This is a genomic window from Psychrobacter sp. CR212 (genome assembly GCF_059693765.1).
In genome coordinates this window covers 68,870-83,855 of the sequence record NZ_JCATIF010000005.1, presented here as the reverse complement: position 1 = coordinate 83,855, position 14,986 = coordinate 68,870, and the positions used below count along the sequence as shown (strand labels likewise).

Genomic DNA, 14,986 nt, shown 5'->3' with positions numbered 1-14,986 from the left:
GAAATGCTCATAAAAAATGAGATGGCGGCTTAACGATAGACCAGACATGAGCACAACTCTCAACATTAAATCGGTAAAATATCACGCAATTATTTTGACTTACAAAGTAACTATCAACAGCCTGTGTGCGCTCATAAAACCCATGCACTTTATATGATACAATTTTATACCCGTGCATCACATCTCCCTTGTATTGTAGGTCTCGAACCCGCAAATCAATACCAACTGGATGAATGATTATATTTATGGCAAATGATACGTCTAAACCTTCTAACAATAAGCAATCAATCGATAGTCTAAAAACCTCAGGGTTTGATCGCCGCATGTCGATTGCTAAAACCTCCTTAAATATTGGTCGTCGTTGGGCGGGTAATAGTGTGTCTGGCATGTTTTTGAATAAAGAAGCACGGACCGCACGTAACCAAGCATTTATGGAAGCTCAAGCGAGTTATCTGGCATCAGAGCTTGGTAAATTGAAAGGTTCAGTTGTCAAAATTGGTCAAATGCTAGCCATCTATGGTGAACATATATTGCCACCAGAGATTACGCGTGCCTTGCAAACGCTCAATGATGATACGGCGACGCTTACCTGGCCGACAATTGAGCAAACATTGCGCCAGCTATTGGGTGAAAAACTAAATGAGCTCGATGTTGACCCTGTTCCTATTGGAACGGCTTCTCTTGCCCAAGTCCATCGGGCCACAGTATTAGCAACTGGTGAACAAGTCGTGTTGAAGATTCAGTATCCGGGGGTGGCCGATGCCATCAACTCTGATCTCGCCCTATTTAAGCGACTACTAAAGGTAAGTAACATCGTCCCCCAAACGCGCGCTCTCGATGCTTGGTTTGAGGAAATACGGGACCTACTCCACCATGAAGTCGATTATGAAGCAGAAGCAGCAACAACAGAGCGTTTCTACGATCGTTTAAGCAATGATCCACGTTATATCGTGCCTAAAATTAATCGTAATTACTCAAAAAAACGTCTGCTATGTATGTCATATGAGCCAGGTATCACTGTCGTGTCTGAAGCACTACAGCTGTTGCCTCACGAGCGCCGCAGTGCAATTGGTCAAGCTGCCATCGAAATTATGATGCAAGAGATTTTTGTCTGGGGTGAAATGCAGACGGACCCTAATTTTGGTAACTATTTAGTTCGAGTTAGTGAAAGTACAGACGATATCGATAAACTTGTTTTGCTAGATTTTGGTGCAATTCGTCAATTTAATAGTAATTTGCTTACGATTGCCCGTGGACTATTAAGGGCTGGATATCACCACAACCATCAGGCGATGACTCTAGCGATGACGGGTTATGATTTCTTCGATAGTATGAGTGATAAAGTACGCTCTGATATTGCCTCATTGTTCCTATTGGCTACCGAGCCATTTAGCGATCCTGAGAAAAACGATGACATCCCTACAGATTGTTTGGATGAGCAAAATCGCTATATTTGGGCCAATAGCAAATTGCATTCACGCTTATCCACTAAAGCTACTCGTGCGATGCAATCTTTTGAATTTAACCTTCCTCCAAAAGAATTCATGTTTATTAGCCGCAAATTTATTGGTGCATATACTTTTTTAACAGTGCTTGATGCACATACCAACCCTAGTACCTTGGTCAAACCTTATTTATAGTTTTTAAACGTGCGAAATTTTGGCCGTCCTTTAGTGACGGCTTTTTTTGGTTTATATTTTTTGCTTAGGCTATTTTATATTTAATCTTCGTATTATATTGTAATGGCACACTTTTAACTATATTTTTTATTACTTAGGCTATTTTTCGTCTATTATTAAGCTTGCCAATTATCAAACCTTGTTTTATACCATTTTGGCTTACGGATGCTTAACTCCCAGCATACCTCTTGCCGCGCTAGGTACTTCACTTCAAAATGTGTACGCTGGCTGTCGACAGGCACTCGGTAGCGAGTATTTGGTAGGCACCAAAGCTTAGCTGTTTGATGCTCTGCATTGTCCATATAGGATTGAATATTGGTGACCAGTATTATCTCTCCCCCTACTTGCAAGCGAGATAGTAGAAACTCAAAAAAGGGCATATTTAGCCATTGCTGATTGGGATTATGCTGTTCAGGGTTGGGATAAAGAATAAATATTTTAGCCACACTATTGGGTTTTAGCGCATGCACCGTCCAAGCAATCGCATCTGCATGGATCGCATCTAGGTTCGATAGGTCTTGCAGTGTAGCCAGCTTTGAAAAAGCATCAAACTTATTGCGTGTGCGCTCAATGGCGATTAAATGCTTATCAGGATTTTGCAGGGCAAAGCTAAGTGCATGCTTGCCCTTCCCTGCTCCAATCTCCAAGATTAACGGCTTTTCGTCTTTATTATCACTGATGATTTTTGGAATCATAAAGTCGCGCGGTGCGGAGAGTCGTTGTGGTTGAAAGGCACGCGCTTGCTGATGTGTGAACTCGATATTGTCTGTCATCTACTATCCTTAAAGCATTTGTCTTTTGTCATTATTCTGCCCCATGCTATTATATAGCCAATCTAATTGAATAGTAATATACCGAAAACTAGTACTCCTAAATTCATCACAATTTATATGATAATAAATAACTATCGTGCGCAAATGATACTAATAACATCAAGGATATTCCCACCTTTATTATGACTGACTCTAATACCAACACTGCACCCAAAACCTACGCTTGCCCACGTTGTGGCACTCAAACTGCTTGGCAAGACAACAAATATAAGCCATTTTGTAGTGGTCGCTGTAAGCTGATCGACTTAGGTGCTTGGGCAAATGAAGACTACACGTTACCTGCAGAAACCACACCTTTTTCTGACGAGCTATAACCTACCTCTTTACTCAATTTATTATACCAAGGATGTTTTACATGTCTGCTACTTACCTAATGCCCACTTATAATCGTCAACCCATCAGCTTTACCCGCGGTGCAGGCAGTTGGCTCTATACAAAAGACGATACGCCATACTTAGATGCCTTAACTGGTATCGCGGTATGTGGATTAGGACATTGCCATCCACAAGTGACCGATGCTATTCAACAGCAGGCAGCGACCTTGGTTCATACAAGTAATTTGTTCGGTATCGACTGGCAAGAGCGCGCAGGAGAGATACTATGTACGTCAGCTCAAATGGATAGTGTGTTTTTTGCCAATAGTGGCGCTGAAGCAAATGAAGCGGCACTAAAGCTTGCACGCCTGTATGCGTCGCAACAAGGCTTTGCACGCCCAAAAGTCATCGTGATGGAGCAGTCATTCCACGGCCGTACATTGCTATCACTATCGGCCACTGCTAATCCAAAAGCCCGCGAAGGGTTTTATACGCTAGATGATGACTTTATTCGTGTACCATTTGGTGACATTGCTGCCGTTCAGCAGGCTGCACTGGATTATGAGGACATCTGCGCCATTTTTGTAGAGCCGATCCAAGGTGAAGGTGGTCTTAATACTGCGGCCAATGGCTTTACCTATTTAGAAGAGCTACAAGCAGAGTGTGATGCTCATAACTGGTTATTCATGCTTGATGAGGTGCAAACCGGTAATGGTCGTACTGGCAAGTATTTTGCCTATCAGCATAGCAATGCTCGCCCTGATGTATTGACGACCGCCAAAGGCTTAGGTAATGGCTTTCCAGTTGGTGCTTGTATGGTACGTGGGCGTGCCAATGGATTATTTGGCGCAGGTAGCCATGGCTCTACTTACGGTGGTACGCCATTAGCCAGTCGCGTGGTACATAGCGTGTACGATGTACTTGCAAATAGCGACATCATGGAGAATGCGGTGACGGAAGGATTGTTTATCCGAGAAAGTCTCGTCAATGCACTAGGACAACACGGCGTAAGTAGCCGCGGTGCCGGTATGATGATTGGTATTGCGCTACCTGAAGACATGGATTGTAGCCAATTGGTAGATCGTGCCCGTGACGAGCAAAAACTTATCATCAATGTGACAGGTGGCCATGTGGTACGTTTGCTACCGCCGCTCAATATGAGCCGTGATGAAAGCACACAAGTCGCTGAACGCTTGATCAACTTATTAAAGCCAACATTCTAAAGCTTGCTTGAATATGTAGCATGTAATAAAAAAGCCTATGGACAACTCTATCCATAGGCTTTTTGCTGACCCATTATTGAAACAACCAATATCTAGTCTAAACAACACTTAGTTTGCATGAAAATATTTCTTCAGTACTTCTAGGCAACGAGTGATTTTAGCTGGTTGTTGGTCGCGGTTTAAGGTAACGGCATATAGTACAAAGCTCGGCAACTGATAACCAGTCAATACCTCTACCAACTCTCCACTCTCAAGTTCTTTTTTGATGTCCATCTCCATCATTCTAACCAACCCATGGCCTTCTTTTGCCAACGTTGTCGCCATAAAAACGTTATTGGTATAGATACGCGAGTTCATTTTCACACGCGTTTTTTTGTTGGTCTCTGTCTGAATCATATCGACTTGATTGGCATCTTTCATGATTTCGATACAAATGAGCTGATGATCAGCCAAATCTTTTGGTGTATTAATCTTAGGATGCTGACGCAGATATTGGGGTGAAGCCACGAGTAACTGGCGCACATCGGTGAGAGGATGGCTACTTAGGCTTGCGTCATTAATCGATGGACTCATGCGAATGGCGATGTCGATACGCTCATCAATCATATCGATATAGTGGTTGTCTGCAAGATAGGTCACGCTCAAATCATCGTGTGCCGCCATCCATGTGGAGAGCGCTGGCAATATATGATTCACGCCAAGCTCAGGCGTCGTCGATACCCGTAGGCTACCTGCTAGCTCATCTCGCAATTGATTAACTTTGATTCGACCTTGCTCAGCCGCGCTGACCACATCTTTTGCCGCCTCATAAAAGCTCTCACCAGCTTCCGTTAAGCTGAGCTTACGAGTCGAGCGATGCAATAGCACAACGCCAAGCTCATTCTCTAGTGAACGAATTTGCTGACTGACTGCACTGGTAGTAATACCAAGCTCGCGAGCAGAACCACTAAAAGAGCCGTGTCCGACCACACTGGCGAACACAGCCATACCGCGTAAATTATCCAACATATTCTCACCTAAACTTCATTTCAGTTTTTAATATAACTTAACCATTATAACGAATTTTAATTTATATTATCGTTATTAAATATTTTTCATTTTTTAAGAAAGCAAATTGCTTATTCAATAAAAACAAAAAAAATATCAAGGCGATAGCACAATATCACCTTGATATTTTATATAAAACCACTGCTAAAACATATCTATATTTTTAAATGAGGTTAATAACAGCTTTTTTTGAAACTTAATATAGCTGTACCTTACCCATTTTTCCTTCACCGCGCTCAGTCAAATATTGCATGACGGGTGTATGTCGCAACTTCATCTCAGCAACCGTTTTTGCTTGCTCCAGACGTTTTTGCTGGCGACGCTCTGGTGTTTTGTCATCGCTTTGCATAATACTACTATCAATTTTTAAATCAATCTCTGCACTTGTGAACTGTTGCTGTAGTTTAGCAGCTAACTGCTGGAAAGTCGCTTGTAAATGTCTACTATCGACACTAGTCAAAAAAGTGGCTGTTCCATTACATTGACCTATCATCGTACCTTGACGGGCAAGTGCCAGCTCGTCCTGTGCCAACACTTCTGCCTCACGAGCTGTCTGTAGCCAGTAATCCCATTTTTCCGAGTTCCACTCCCTTGTCAACTCTTGAGGGGCGCAGCGTAATAAAGTACGAGGATCTTCATCTGATGGTACTGCTAACTGAGAATCATTTGCGTCAGGCTCAACAATTGGCTCAGGCTCAACAATTGGCTCAGGCTCAACAATTGGCTCAGGCTCAACAATTGGCTCAGGCTCAACAATTGGCTCAGGCTCAACAATTGGCTCAGAGCTAGTAGTTGAGTGTGCTACGCTATCATTTTGTCCAATAGAGTCATCTATGCTGAAGCTGTCATCATAAATGGGGCTTTGTAACTCATTATGACTTTGCATTTGATAGTCAATATCATAAGGCTGTAATGGCGCTGACGCTTCATGCGTAATAGCACTTGAAGGCGGCATCGAAGTAGTCGGCTCTATAGTTGTCGCTTCTGTAGAAGGAACCTCACTATCATAAGTATTACTCAATACTTCATCGACTGGTAATGGACGAAACGCCAGTAATCGCAAAATGCACATCTCAAGCGCTTGCATCGGCGTACTAGCAAGCTTGACGCCTTCACGTGCCTGCACAACAATCTCATAGTATAGTTGTAGCACATCAGGGCTAATATGCTGGGCAAGCGTATAGATGTTTTTGGCTTGCGCCTCATTGACATTGAGTGCAACCTCAGGCAATAACTGGGTCAATGCCAATTGATGGAGTAGCTCAGCCAACCCATCAAACATGCTGGTTGCATCGACCATCTGTGCACGCATTTGCTCAATATGCGCGGCAACAGCGGTTTTGTCATGGTTATAAATATCTGTGATCAATCGTACCAAGTCGGCAGAGTCAATAAGACCAAGCATCGCATTGACAGTGGCATCATCAAGCGCGCCCTGGCCAAAAGCAATGGCCTGGTCTGTCAGTGACAATGCATCACGCACAGAGCCTTTGGCAGCACTTGCTAATTGCCAAATGGCAGGCTGAGTATACCCAACCTGCTCTTGGGTTAAAATATTTGCTAAATGCTCGCTAAGTAATGTTTGTGGTAATGGACGCAATACGAACTGCAAGCAGCGCGAAATAATCGTAATCGGTAATTTTTGTGGATCAGTGGTCGCTAGCAAAAACTTTACATGCTCAGGTGGCTCTTCTAACGTTTTGAGAAGCGCATTAAAGCTGTGGGTCGACAGCATATGCACTTCATCAATAAGATAGACCTTGTAACGGCCTTGGCTTGGCGCATAAGGCACATTGTCAAGCAGCTCGCGCGTGTCCTCGACCTTGGTACGAGAGGCGGCATCAATCTCGATAAGATCAATAAAGCGTCCTTGATCAATCGCCACACAATTATCACAAACACCGCACGGCGTGCTAGTAATACCCGTATCACAGTTCAAGCATTTAGATAAAATACGCGCAATCGTCGTCTTACCCACACCGCGTGTACCAGTAAACAGATACGCATGATGCAAGCGATTATAATCAATCGCATTAATCAGCGCTTGCGAGACATGCGTCTGCCCAATCAACTCATGAAAGTTTTTGGGTCGGTATTTGCGAGCTAAAACTTGATATTGCTGCGACATAGCTATCCATTGTGCCAAGTAATTAATATTCTTATTTTTAATACGATTTTTCGGTATTCATTATAGCAAAAAGCCAGCGCATTCGTCTGGCTTCTTGCTGATTTGATTATGACTCAGCCGCGCTTAATAAGCGACTTTGTTTAACGACTCATTAATCATTTTTGCGGCGCATGTGTGGGAATAAAATCACATCACGGATACTGGCAGAGTCAGTAAATAGCATCACAAGGCGATCAATACCAATACCTTCACCAGCGGTTGGCGGCAGACCGTAAGACAATGCTTCGATATATTCTTCATCAAAGTGCATGGCTTCATCATCGCCTGCATCTTTTTCGGCAACCTGACCACGGAAGCGCTCAGCTTGATCCGCTGGATCATTGAGCTCGCTAAAACCATTCGCCAACTCGCGACCACCAATAAACAACTCAAAACGATCAGTAATCTCAGGATTGTCATCATTACGACGTGCCAATGGTGACGTTTCAGCTGGATATTCAGTAATAAACGTTGGTTGACGTAATTGGTGCTCAGCCGTTTCTTCGAAGATGATGGTCTTGAGCTTGCCCACACCGAACACCTCTTTGACCTGCTGTTTAAGGGTCACTGAGGCGTATTGTGCCAGATAGTCACGATCGTCGATACGTGACATATCAAAGTCTTTGGCATATTTTGCAATGGCGTCAGACATGGATAGACGAGCAAATGGCGCTTTTAGGCTGATGGCTTCTTCTTGATAGGTAATCTCTGTCGTACCCAAGACATCTATCGCTAGCTGATTAAACATGCGCTCAGTCAAGTCCATCAAATCATGATAATCAGCATAGGCTTGATAAAACTCAATCATGGTAAATTCAGGGTTGTGTCGAGTTGATACCCCTTCGTTACGGAAGCTACGGTTAATCTCAAATACTCGCTCAAACCCACCAACGACCAAACGCTTGAGATAAAGCTCAGGCGCGATACGCAAGTATAATGGCATATCCAAAGCATTATGATGTGTCTCAAATGGACGAGCCACCGCGCCACCTGGAATGGGATGCATCATTGGCGTTTCAACTTCCATAAAACGCTCATTCAGCATAAACTGACGAATACCGCTGATAATCTGGCTACGAACCATAAAGGTATCGCGAGTCGTTTCATTGGTCATCAAATCAAGATGACGGTTGCGATAGCGCGCTTCTACATCTGCTAGGCCATGGAACTTATTTGGCATCGGACGTAGGGTCTTAGTCAACAGCGTAATCTCTTCAATATGCACATATAAATCGCCTTTACCTGAGCGACCAATATAGCCTGACACACCAACGATATCACCCAAATCCAAAGATTTGATGCTTGCACGCGTCTCCTCATCAAGCTCTTTACGTGCCACATATAATTGGATACGACCTGTCATGTCTTGGATAACGATGAATGAGCCACGGTTTAACATGACACGGCCCGCCACATTGACCTGTGTTTTGTCACCATTCGCCGCTTTTTCTTCAATTTCTTGTTTTGACACACCATCAAAAGCCGTTTGCAAATCTTTTGCATAATGGGTGCGTTTAAAGGTGTTTGGGTACGGCTGTTTATCTGAGGCAGTGATATCATCTAGCTTGGCTTGAAGTTGCGCGATCAGTTCATTGGTGTCTTCTGGCGCTTGGGTTTGGTCTTGGTTATTTCTTGACATAAAACTCTCATAATACGATAGCCGTAAACTATCTTTAGTTAATATTTGATACTCAAAACAATAGTATCTCAAATAGAGGAGACCTAGTGAATAAGACTTTCATAAGGAATGTGCAGCCCTTCATGTAGTTTTCTTATCATTGGCAAACTCAATCGGCGTTTACGATTTAATACTTCAGATACTTTACTTGCCGATCCCAAATAAGGTGTCAAATCCTTTCTACTTAAATTTAGATTTTCCATCTGAAAAATAATAGCATCGACAGCTTCGGCATGTTCGATAGGATAATATTTGTTTTCGTAAGCTTCAATTAAGGTTACTAGCACTTCGCGCTCATCAGCCTCAGGTGTACCCTCATCAGCTTGAAACACAGCTTGTAGCTGAGCAAATGCATGTGCTAGATCTTGATCATTACGAATTGGTTTAATATTCATTGACAACCTCCACATCAATTTTATCGTATTCACTATGAGTACCGATGAACTTGACCCAAGCAATACCAGCCTGATACTGCATCTCAACCACCAATCGGTATTTATTGCCTGCAATATTAAAAACGACTCTATTATTAGCGCAAATACTCGCATTCTTAAAATCGTTTTTGATATCTTGCGGTGATTGCCAACTGGCTTTTAGTGCAAAATCATGCCAAGCTTCTAGCTGACCTTTTGCATCATCATTGTTAGGCTGTTCCCAGAATTTACGTAAACTGCTTTTGGCAATAACTCTCATATGACTTAGTATATAGCATCCAATTATATTCCCAATTTGGGAATATAGCAACGCTAATCGCTATACCCCTTCTTAACCTCACTCGCATAGTCACCGCTATGGCTTACATCTCGCCGCCGATGCTGGCCATCAAGTCAGCCTGATGCTCACGTAACAGTGCATCAAGAATCTCATCCAAGTCACCTTCCATGATAGAATCAAGCTTGTATAAGGTAAGGTTGATACGATGATCGGTCATGCGCCCTTGCGGGAAATTATAGGTACGAATACGCTCTGAGCGGTCGCCACTACCGACCAAGTCACGGCGTATAGAGTCCGCTACATCGACCTGCGCTTGTACTTTGGCTTGCTGGATTTTAGAGACCAGCATTTTCATCGCATGTGCACGGTTTTTGTGCTGACTACGCTCTTGCTGACACTCTACCACAGTACCCGTCGGAATATGCGTCAAACGTACGGCTGAGTCAGTGGTGTTAACGTGCTGACCACCCGCGCCGCTTGAGCGAAAAGTATCCATCTTAATATCCGCAGGATTGATGTCTACCGTATCATCGATTTCAACTTCTGGCATGACCGCAACCGTACAGGCTGACGTATGCACGCGACCTTGGCTTTCTGTCTCTGGCACACGCTGTACGCGGTGAGCGCCAGACTCAAACTTTAGGCGACCATAGACGCTATTACCCGATACGCGAGTAATGATTTCTTTATAACCGCCGTGTTCACCTTCGTTCGCGGATAGAACTTCAACAGTCCAGCCCTGGGTTTGCGCGTATTTTTGATACATGCGGAACAAATCACCAGAGAAAATCGCTGCTTCATCACCGCCCGTCCCAGCACGAATCTCCAAGAATGCTGGCACCTTATCGTTAGGATCTTTTGGTAGCATCATGACATTAAGCGCTTCTTCCATCTTTACAATGGTATCACGTGCCGTTTCAATCTCATCGAGCATCATCTCTTTCATGTCAGGATCTGTCGCGTCAGCTAGCATCGCCTCAGCGTCGGCCTGATCCGTTTCTGCATTCAGATAGTTCTGCCATAAGGTCGTGATGTCCATCAAGTCGCTGTGCTCTACAGACAATTCGCGAAATTTATTATTATCACTGATGACACTAGGATCTGATAACAAGGCGGTGACCTCTTCATAACGGTCTACCATCTGGTCTAAACGCAGGCGTAAGGATTCTTTCATAAAAGGACTTTTAATTGGATAAGAGGAATAAGCTCGTGATTATAGCAAATTTTTTGGGGTAAATTAAAACCTCTAAGCATTCTTCTCAATATTCGCAGCAATCTTGTCACTATACTCTCAAATATCTCTACTTATTCTTAAATAAAGATGCTTGGTTCTGATACCAAGATTAGTAGACAAAAAAATAGCTAAGAAGACTCTTAGCTATTTTTATCTATCAAAAACATCGTATTAAAACGTTAGACTTTACGAACCAATACTGACCCAATAGAGTAACCGGCACCAAATGAGCAAATAACACCTAGATCACCTGACGCTAGCTCATCCTTATAGCGATGGAATACAATCATAGGGCTGGCTGAGCTGGTATTGGCAAATTCAGCAATGACGCTTGGAACAATCGCTTTATCTGCTTCTTTACCGATGACAGTGCGTAAAATCAAATCTAGCATATTGGCATTGGCTTGATGTAGCCACATCATCTTAACATCAGAGGTCGGTATATCATTTTCTTGTAGGTGTTCAGTGATAACCTCAGACACCTTTGGACAAACTTCACGGAATACTTTGCGACCATTTTGCAAAAACAGTTTATCAGTGACCGGCGCTTTGATATCTGGATACATCTCCGTTTGCGCGGCTAGATACTCTGAGCGATCCATAAAGCCATATTCGTTTTTGATGTTGGTCGAAAACTGAGTAAATAGCTTAGCGTTTAGAATCTCATAACCCTTTGGCGTGTCTAATTTTTCAACAATAGTCGCCGTTGCTACATCACCAAAAATAAAGTGGCTGTCACGATTGCGCCAGTTTAGATGCGCCGAGGTAATCTCAACATTGACCACAGCCACACGTTTGGCAAGACCAGAAACAATAGAACCATGCGCTTGTGATAGGCCAAACGTTGCCGCACTACACGCAACGTTCATATCATAAGCGAAGCCGCCAACCATACCAATGGCATTTTGGATTTCAATAGCAACCGCAGGATAAGTGCGCTGGAAATTTGAGCAAGCAAGGATAATGCCGTCTAAGTCATTGGCCTCAAGTCCAGCATCAGCCAATGCGTCTTTTAACGCAGCCGCGCCCATTTCTGCCATCACAGACAGCTCTTCACCTAAGTTACGATAGGCAATGACTGGTGCCATGATTTCAGGGTCTAAAATACCGTCTTTTTCCATCACATAACGTGATTTGATACCAGATACTTTTTCGATGAAAGCAGCTGAAGAAGGCTCAAGTGCCGTCATTGTCTCTGCAGCTATCTCTTCAGCATGCTTTGCATTATAGTTTTCAACATACTGGTTAAATGACTCAACTAGCTCTTCGTTACTAATGCTGTAAGGTGGGATAAAAAGACCAGTGCCTGTGATACAAGTCGTCATGATACGCTTCCTTGTCTACTACTGTGGTGCTTGGAATAAGCATAAAAGTGGAAAATAATAGCCATTCAAATTCAGTGAATAACTGTAAACTTAAAATCAGTGTGTTTATTATGCCTGAATATTAAATTTTTTCTAATGCTTTGTTACAAATAATCTGTTTCTGGCGATAAATAAGCAAAGACTCACGTCATTCTTTGATAGCTACGTTATAATTAGCGCCATTTTGCTCTGTGTAACCACCCAAACACATCGATACACGCTCATCTTTAGGAATACTAATGGCAGAACTTCTTACTTGGTTATTTGGTCAATATGCGGATTACTCCACGACATTTATCGTCCTAGAGTTGATTGCCGTGGTTTTTGGTGTGGCAAGTGTCTTGCTTGCCAGCAGAACCAATATCTTAGTCTTTCCAATTGGCCTAATCAGCACGGCGATATTTGTATATTTACTATGGAAATGGCAGCTGTTTGGCGATATGTTCATCAATGCTTACTATACGGTGATGAGTTTATATGGTTGGATTAACTGGTCAAAGAACAAAAAGAATCAGCCTATAGAGACTCATGAGTCAAACAATGTCCGTATTGAGCATTTGCATGCAGGCGATGTACCTATCTTGTCTGCTTTGGCAATAGCAACCATGTCTTTTGTGGCGCTGATATACTATTTCCGTCCGGTGATTAATAACGGCTTTAGTTTTGATGGTGCCGTTCTTGGTGTACATTTATTCACTTGGGTGGACTATACCGACATGCTCACTACAGCCTTGTTCCTGATGGCTATGTGGCTTATGGCACGGCGCAAAATTGAGCATTGGATACTATGGATCATTGCTGATGCGATATCAGTACCACTATACTTTTATAAAGGCTTTACTTTTACCGCGCTACAATATGTAGTCTTCACTCTCATTGCAATCTGGGCCTATTATGAATGGCAACGACGCTACCGTGTACAACCTCGAACAGCATACGCCTGAATCTGTCATTACTGTCGCAGTTTTGGGCGCAGAAAGTACGGGGAAAACAACCCTATGCCGTGATTTGGCAGCGCATTTCGATAGTCTGTGGGTGTCAGAATATATGCGTACTTACTTGCAAGCGAAGTGGGATGATGAGCAGCTTACTTGTACATGGGATGACCTGCTACCTATCGCACAAGGTCAGATTGCGTTAGAGAACAAACTGGCCAAACAAGTCACCCAAACGTCTAATGAAAACCGCTATTTGTTTTGTGATACCAGTCTGTTTGAGCTAATGGTCTACTCTCATTGGTATTATGGTAACTGCCCCACCGCTCTTGAGCAAGCAGCATTGGCGCATCATTATGATTTGATACTATTGACTGAGGTTGATATACCCTGGGTGGCTGATGACCTGCGAGACAGTCCGTACCAACGTGATGAGATAAGCGCCTATTTTGCTAGTCAATTAAGCAAGCATCAAAAACCTTTTGTGCGTATTAGTGGCGATAGAAAAGAACGTGTCCGGCAAGTAATAGCGCAGCTCGCTCATCTCGGTAGTCCCTAGAATGGTTTTCCACATACTATTCATCTTCCTTGCATATTTTCTTGCTACCTCCTCTCTATGATGTCTATTAACGCCGCAGCCAACTGTATCAGCAGCTGTGGATTCAAGACATTTAGGAGGCGCCAACATGCAAAAAACACTATTAACCAAATTGTTTTTTATGTCCTATTGCTACCACTTGCTGAGCAAATTGTCTTTTGGCAAGCATATACTATAGCCGCTAGCGCGTGCGTGGGACTTATTGGTTGGTATAGCTACTATGTATTTGGCGGTTTGAAACGGGCTTTAATCTTTACCGCAACACTTGCTGGACTATATGCTGCCTTTTTCGGCATTTTAAGTACAGAAGATCTCAATCTATTACTGGGCGCGATATTCTGCTTTATGGTACTTGCCTGTGTCATGGTGATGACTCGTAAACTTGACTGGTACAAAGTCACATAAGCCAAGCGCTGTATGAATAAAGTCACATAAACTGATAATAGTTTGAATTAATGCTGCCTTAGCTTAGTTGATAAGGCAGCATTATCGTTATATTAGCCTAGTCGTTACGCTACTTGACTATCTGATTGTTTAACGCTTTAGCCCAATTATTGCAATCATCCTCACAGCGCGGGCAGCATTTATCAGCTTCTAATATTTGCTCGACATAACCACAATACATACAGGCGTAATGAGCCCCTATCTCTACTTGCTCAACAGCTTGATATTGCTTGGGAAACAGCGGCATGCCGTAAACTGTATTTTCAGAGGAATGCAATAAAATACTAAAGTTGCCGTCTGTCTCAAGCAAACCGATGCGCACTTGACCCAAATGCTCAACGCCCTGTTGACGCATTTCAGCAAAAAACTCATCATGAGACATTTTGCCTTTCTTGATCTTATCGAGCACCAGCATGCTATCTTCTACTATATAAAGTGACTTGCCTTCCAATAAGTCTTCAAAAGGCTGCCATTTCATCATAACCCACGTACAGATTCGGTAAAGAACAATGACTGAACCCATGATTAGTACGGCTTGAATAATCGGCAAATCCTCTGTGAACATAGGGTCACCTGCGATAGAGCCAAGTGATAGGATAATGGTCAGCTCAAAAATAGAAAGCTGACGAACACCGCGCTTGCCAGTAAAGCGCAAGAACGTGATAATTAATACAAACATGACGGTGACACGTATTAAGATTTCAACGGCAAACAACCACGTTGTGTCATGAATAAAAATACTTGCCCAATCCATAT

15 protein-coding genes are annotated in these 14,986 nt (G+C 43.0%); 6 read left to right on the top strand and 9 right to left on the bottom strand.

Annotation, left to right across the window (positions count from 1 at the left end):
* Nucleotides 1-245 precede the first annotated feature (245 nt).
* Nucleotides 246-1,640 (top strand): AarF/UbiB family protein, encoded by a 1,395-nt coding sequence (locus tag AC58CZ_RS10280; protein WP_494224779.1) that lies wholly within the window; start codon nt 246-248, stop codon nt 1,638-1,640.
* A 155-nt stretch (nt 1,641-1,795) separates the two neighbouring features.
* Here AC58CZ_RS10280 and AC58CZ_RS10275 read toward each other — a convergent pair whose 3' ends face one another.
* Nucleotides 1,796-2,452 carry a class I SAM-dependent methyltransferase gene (locus tag AC58CZ_RS10275; RefSeq protein ID WP_494224780.1) on the bottom strand — a complete coding sequence of 219 codons (657 nt, stop codon included), beginning with the start codon at nt 2,450-2,452 and terminating at the stop codon, nt 1,796-1,798.
* A gap of 182 nt (nt 2,453-2,634) precedes the next feature.
* Here AC58CZ_RS10275 and AC58CZ_RS10270 point away from each other — a divergent pair, with 182 nt between their 5' ends.
* Together AC58CZ_RS10270 and AC58CZ_RS10265 are read left to right on the top strand one after the other, a co-directional pair.
* The gene (locus tag AC58CZ_RS10270; RefSeq protein ID WP_494224781.1) at nt 2,635-2,826 is read left to right on the top strand and encodes a DNA gyrase inhibitor YacG; all 192 of its coding nucleotides are present in this window, start codon (nt 2,635-2,637) and stop codon (nt 2,824-2,826) included.
* A 41-nt stretch (nt 2,827-2,867) separates the two neighbouring features.
* Nucleotides 2,868-4,049, top strand: coding sequence for an acetylornithine transaminase (locus AC58CZ_RS10265; protein WP_494224782.1), 1,182 nt, complete (start codon nt 2,868-2,870; stop codon nt 4,047-4,049).
* Between the two features lie 108 nt (nt 4,050-4,157).
* Here AC58CZ_RS10265 and AC58CZ_RS10260 read toward each other — a convergent pair whose 3' ends face one another.
* The 7 genes from AC58CZ_RS10260 to AC58CZ_RS10230 all read right to left on the bottom strand — a co-directional run bounded on the left by AC58CZ_RS10260 (nt 4,158) and on the right by AC58CZ_RS10230 (nt 12,214).
* Complete coding sequence (locus AC58CZ_RS10260; protein WP_494224783.1) at nt 4,158-5,057, bottom strand: LysR substrate-binding domain-containing protein; 900 nt, start codon at nt 5,055-5,057, stop codon at nt 4,158-4,160.
* A 235-nt stretch (nt 5,058-5,292) separates the two neighbouring features.
* On the bottom strand, nt 5,293-7,224 hold the full coding sequence (gene dnaX, locus AC58CZ_RS10255) for a DNA polymerase III subunit gamma/tau (RefSeq protein WP_497413149.1): 1,932 nt from the start codon (nt 7,222-7,224) through the stop codon (nt 5,293-5,295).
* 151 nt (nt 7,225-7,375) lie between these two features.
* Nucleotides 7,376-8,902 (bottom strand): lysine--tRNA ligase, encoded by a 1,527-nt coding sequence (gene lysS, locus AC58CZ_RS10250; protein ID WP_494224785.1) that lies wholly within the window; start codon nt 8,900-8,902, stop codon nt 7,376-7,378.
* An 83-nt stretch (nt 8,903-8,985) separates the two neighbouring features.
* Nucleotides 8,986-9,336: a helix-turn-helix domain-containing protein gene (locus AC58CZ_RS10245; RefSeq protein WP_071001597.1), complete on the bottom strand. Its 351-nt coding sequence runs from the start codon at nt 9,334-9,336 to the stop codon at nt 8,986-8,988.
* Nucleotides 9,326-9,634, bottom strand: coding sequence for a type II toxin-antitoxin system HigB family toxin (locus AC58CZ_RS10240; protein WP_058024706.1), 309 nt, complete (start codon nt 9,632-9,634; stop codon nt 9,326-9,328). Before AC58CZ_RS10240 ends, AC58CZ_RS10245 begins: the two co-directional genes overlap by 11 nt.
* Nucleotides 9,635-9,737: 103 nt before the next feature.
* Nucleotides 9,738-10,829: a peptide chain release factor 1 gene (gene prfA / locus AC58CZ_RS10235; RefSeq protein WP_494224786.1), complete on the bottom strand. Its 1,092-nt coding sequence runs from the start codon at nt 10,827-10,829 to the stop codon at nt 9,738-9,740.
* Between the two features lie 239 nt (nt 10,830-11,068).
* Nucleotides 11,069-12,214 carry a beta-ketoacyl-ACP synthase III gene (locus AC58CZ_RS10230; RefSeq protein WP_494224787.1) on the bottom strand — a complete coding sequence of 382 codons (1,146 nt, stop codon included), beginning with the start codon at nt 12,212-12,214 and terminating at the stop codon, nt 11,069-11,071.
* Nucleotides 12,215-12,492: 278 nt separating this feature from the next.
* Here AC58CZ_RS10230 and pnuC point away from each other — a divergent pair, with 278 nt between their 5' ends.
* Genes pnuC through AC58CZ_RS10215 form a run of 3 tightly spaced genes read left to right on the top strand, consistent with a single transcriptional unit; the run spans nt 12,493 to nt 14,191 of the window.
* Nucleotides 12,493-13,197 (top strand): nicotinamide riboside transporter PnuC, encoded by a 705-nt coding sequence (gene pnuC, locus AC58CZ_RS10225; RefSeq protein ID WP_093070811.1) that lies wholly within the window; start codon nt 12,493-12,495, stop codon nt 13,195-13,197.
* Nucleotides 13,169-13,747, top strand: a complete 579-nt coding sequence (locus AC58CZ_RS10220) for an AAA family ATPase (RefSeq protein ID WP_256714059.1) — start codon at nt 13,169-13,171, stop codon at nt 13,745-13,747. Before pnuC ends, AC58CZ_RS10220 begins: the two co-directional genes overlap by 29 nt.
* A gap of 57 nt (nt 13,748-13,804) precedes the next feature.
* Nucleotides 13,805-14,191, top strand: coding sequence for an inner membrane CreD family protein (locus tag AC58CZ_RS10215; protein WP_494224788.1), 387 nt, complete (start codon nt 13,805-13,807; stop codon nt 14,189-14,191).
* Between the two features lie 109 nt (nt 14,192-14,300).
* Here AC58CZ_RS10215 and AC58CZ_RS10210 read toward each other — a convergent pair whose 3' ends face one another.
* The gene (locus AC58CZ_RS10210) at nt 14,301-14,984 is read right to left on the bottom strand and encodes a YetF domain-containing protein (RefSeq protein ID WP_494224789.1); all 684 of its coding nucleotides are present in this window, start codon (nt 14,982-14,984) and stop codon (nt 14,301-14,303) included.
* Nucleotides 14,985-14,986 lie beyond the last annotated feature (2 nt).

What these genes read in the sequence shown, in the direction of transcription:
- AC58CZ_RS10245 (WP_071001597.1), bottom strand. Translation starts at nt 9,336, where the DNA reads ATGAATATTAAACCAATTCGTAATGATCAAGATCTAGCACATGCATTT.
- AC58CZ_RS10275 (WP_494224780.1), bottom strand. Translation starts at nt 2,452, where the DNA reads ATGACAGACAATATCGAGTTCACACATCAGCAAGCGCGTGCCTTTCAA.
- AC58CZ_RS10265 (WP_494224782.1), top strand. Translation starts at nt 2,868, where the DNA reads ATGTCTGCTACTTACCTAATGCCCACTTATAATCGTCAACCCATCAGC.
- AC58CZ_RS10210 (WP_494224789.1), bottom strand. Translation starts at nt 14,984, where the DNA reads ATGGATTGGGCAAGTATTTTTATTCATGACACAACGTGGTTGTTTGCC.
- prfA (WP_494224786.1), bottom strand. Translation starts at nt 10,829, where the DNA reads ATGAAAGAATCCTTACGCCTGCGTTTAGACCAGATGGTAGACCGTTAT.
- lysS (WP_494224785.1), bottom strand. Translation starts at nt 8,902, where the DNA reads ATGTCAAGAAATAACCAAGACCAAACCCAAGCGCCAGAAGACACCAAT.
- dnaX (WP_497413149.1), bottom strand. Translation starts at nt 7,224, where the DNA reads ATGTCGCAGCAATATCAAGTTTTAGCTCGCAAATACCGACCCAAAAAC.
- AC58CZ_RS10260 (WP_494224783.1), bottom strand. Translation starts at nt 5,057, where the DNA reads ATGTTGGATAATTTACGCGGTATGGCTGTGTTCGCCAGTGTGGTCGGA.
- AC58CZ_RS10215 (WP_494224788.1), top strand. Translation starts at nt 13,805, where the DNA reads ATGATGTCTATTAACGCCGCAGCCAACTGTATCAGCAGCTGTGGATTC.
- AC58CZ_RS10230 (WP_494224787.1), bottom strand. Translation starts at nt 12,214, where the DNA reads ATGACGACTTGTATCACAGGCACTGGTCTTTTTATCCCACCTTACAGC.
- AC58CZ_RS10280 (WP_494224779.1), top strand. Translation starts at nt 246, where the DNA reads ATGGCAAATGATACGTCTAAACCTTCTAACAATAAGCAATCAATCGAT.
- AC58CZ_RS10240 (WP_058024706.1), bottom strand. Translation starts at nt 9,634, where the DNA reads ATGAGAGTTATTGCCAAAAGCAGTTTACGTAAATTCTGGGAACAGCCT.
- pnuC (WP_093070811.1), top strand. Translation starts at nt 12,493, where the DNA reads ATGGCAGAACTTCTTACTTGGTTATTTGGTCAATATGCGGATTACTCC.
- AC58CZ_RS10270 (WP_494224781.1), top strand. Translation starts at nt 2,635, where the DNA reads ATGACTGACTCTAATACCAACACTGCACCCAAAACCTACGCTTGCCCA.